Origin of the sequence: Methylobacterium sp. B1 (genome assembly GCF_000333255.1) — a bacterium.
GTDB lineage: Bacteria > Pseudomonadota > Alphaproteobacteria > Rhizobiales > Beijerinckiaceae > Methylobacterium > Methylobacterium fujisawaense.
Map to the genome: position 1 here is coordinate 1 of NZ_BACT01000703.1, position 2,679 is coordinate 2,679.

Annotated in this window: 3 protein-coding genes and 1 pseudogene; all 4 read right to left on the reverse strand. The window is 69.8% G+C overall.

Annotation, left to right across the window (positions count from 1 at the left end):
• A partial coding sequence (locus I53_RS20700) for a cbb3-type cytochrome c oxidase subunit I (RefSeq protein WP_043354177.1) occupies positions 1–379 on the reverse strand: 379 nt, incomplete at its 3' end.
• A gap of 394 nt (positions 380–773) precedes the next feature.
• Positions 774–1,739 carry a cytochrome c oxidase subunit II gene (gene coxB / locus I53_RS20705; RefSeq protein WP_043354179.1) on the reverse strand — a complete coding sequence of 322 codons (966 nt, stop codon included), beginning with the start codon at positions 1,737–1,739 and terminating at the stop codon, positions 774–776.
• Complete coding sequence (locus tag I53_RS20710; protein WP_043354181.1) at positions 1,736–2,224, reverse strand: hypothetical protein; 489 nt, start codon at positions 2,222–2,224, stop codon at positions 1,736–1,738. Before I53_RS20710 ends, coxB begins: the two co-directional genes overlap by 4 nt.
• Positions 2,221–2,679: pseudogene (locus tag I53_RS20715) on the reverse strand (hypothetical protein); the annotation flags it as partial. The pseudogene I53_RS20715 and the gene I53_RS20710, both read right to left, overlap by 4 nt.

The following is a 2,679-nucleotide window of genomic DNA, read 5'->3' on the forward strand; positions in this document are numbered from 1 at the left end:
GGGAAGCGAGGTCCTTGGCCCCGATCATCAGCGGGATCAGGAAATTGCCGAAGGTCGCGGGGATCGACGGGATCAGGAAGAACCAGACCATCACCACACCGTGGATGGTGAAGGCCTTGTTGTAGGTGTCGTTGGTCATGATCGCGCCGTTCGGCACGACCAGAGCGAGGCGGACCACGCCCGCCGCCAGGGCGCCGATCACGAAGAAGCCGGTGATCGAGGCGAGGTAGAGGATCGCGATGCGCTTGTGGTCGGTGGTGAGAAACCACGAGCGCAGGGTCGATTCCGCATGCAGGTAGTCGGATTTGCGCCCGATCGTGGATTCCGGGGTGTGGGGTTCCCGGTGGGCGGTGCCGCCGATGCTGCCCGATGCGCTCATCGTGTCGCCCTCGATAGGTAGCGTCGGAAGCCGGACGTCAGGACGCTCGCGCGCTCGTCCGACCCCGATCCGCGGGCCGCGATGTTCACAGGTCTGAGGCGGACATCGCCGCTGGCGACAGGGCGCGACGGGCCCCCTCTCCCGGGCGGGAGAGGGTTTGGGTGAGGGACGAGAAGGCTCAGGATCGAGCACATTCTTGAAGCATCGACAGGTCGCGCCTCGTCTGGAGCGTTCTCATCCCTCACCCTGTCCCTCTCACGCTCGGGAGAGGGGACCCGCGCTCGATCCTGAAAACGCAAGGCCAGATCGGAGGTGTGAAACCGCGAGCAGGGCGAAGAGCTGGTCCGGTGCAGCTTGCGATCCGACGACTGAATTTTCAGGTTGACGCAGCTCATCATCGTGTCGCGTCCGCGGCTTTCGAGGTCGGGTAGGCTTTCAGGAAGTCGATCAGCGTCCCGAGTTCGTCCGCCGGGATCCGGCCGGCGAAGCTCGGCATCACCTGCTTGCCCCCGCCGGCGAGCCGGTCGCCGTTCGGATTCAGGATTTTCTCGCGCAGCCACGCCGCGTCGGCGGTGACGGTGCGGCCGTCGGCGAGCCTCACCTGCGACCCGAACAGGCCCGCGAGGCTCGGCGCCTTCACGGACGTGCCGGGCTCGTGGCAGCCGGCGCAGCCATAGGCCTCGTAGAGGGCCCGGCCCGCCGCGATCTTGCCCTGCTGCGCGCCGGCATGGGTCAGCCAGTCCTGGTAGTCGCCGGGGTTCATGAAGGTGACCTCGCCGCCCATCACGGAGTGGTCGGTGCCGCAATATTCCGAGCAGTAGAGATGGTAGGTGCCGGTCTTGTCGGCCTTGAACCACAGGTCGGTGTAGCGGTCGGGCAGGGCGGCGACCTGCATCCGCACGGCCGGCAGGTAGAGGGCGTGGATCACGTCCTGGCTGATGATGTGCAGGCGGATCGGCTGGCCGATCGGCAGGTGCAGGTTGTTGATCTCGGACTGGCCCGTCGGGTGCTGGAACTTCCACATCCATTGCCGGCCGATCGCCTCGACCACCATGGCGTCGGGGGGCGGGTTCTTGGACTGGATGAACAGCTTCGCGCCCCAGACGAAGAAGATCAGCGTCAGCAGGAACGGGATCAGCATCCAGCTGATCTCGATCAGGTTCGAGCGGATGCCCGAGGGGCTCCGGTCCGCCTCGGACCCCTCGCGGTAGCGCAGGGCGAAGTAGGTGATCGCCACGAAGACCGGGACGGTCAGGAGCAGCGTCAGGACCGTGAAGGCCAGGATGAGCAGGTCGGTCTCGCTCGCGGTGGCGGAGACCGCCGCCGGCCAGAGCTGGAGGGAATCGTGGCTCGGCGTCATCGCGCAGCGGGCTCCGCCGGTTCGAGGGAGCGGCCGACGATCAGGTCCATGGCGCGCCCGATCGGGATTCGGGCGCGGGTCCGGGCTTCGTCCCGGTAGCCGTAGCCGGCGAGAGACGCCTCGGCCGCCGCCCGCGCACGGTCGATATCGGCGTACGGGTCGGCCTGAAGGTTCGGAGGCGGCGGCGCCAACTGCGTGGTCTGCTGCGGCGTCAGGGCCGGCAGGGCCCGGCGCTGACGCGCCGCGAAGGTGTCCATCAGCCAGATCATCGTCCCAACGACCGCCAGGACCGTGAGCGCGAGGCCCGCCATCACCATCACGGTGTTGCGGACATTGACGTCCCGGGTCTCGTGCCCGGGCTCATTCGGATCGCGCTGGGTGTTGGCAGCCGGACGGGGCGGCCGCCCGTTCAGGAGCCCGCTGCCGCGCAGGGTCAGCCCGGCAAGGATAGCCGGGATCAGCCCGGAGGGGCCGTCGGCGCTCATGCCGGCCTCCCGGCGCGCCGGGCGTCGGAGGCCACGCGGTCCGCCCGCGGCCGCAGCACCGGCCGGAGCGCGGCCGCGAGGCAGGCCACGGCAGCGGCGGCGAGCACGTCGCTCGGCCGGAGGACGAAGCGGTCGCGCACCGCCGGGGTGATCAGCCAGAACATCTCCAGGGCGTGGACGGCCACCGCCGCGCCGGCCAGGATCCGGGTGGTCGGGCGTCCCGGCCGGAGGGTCGCGAGCCCGGCCAGCACGACGACGGCGCCGGCCACGACCGCCAGCGCCCGCCCGACCCAGCCGCCGCGGGCGAAGTACCACGTCACCTCGGGCGGCAGATTCGCCGACCAGACGATCAGGAACTGGACGAAGTGCAGATAGGCCCAGAGGCCCAGAAGCACCACGAGGGGCACCAGCCGGCCCCGTCCGGGCGCGGTACGGCCGCGGCCCGACGGGCTCCG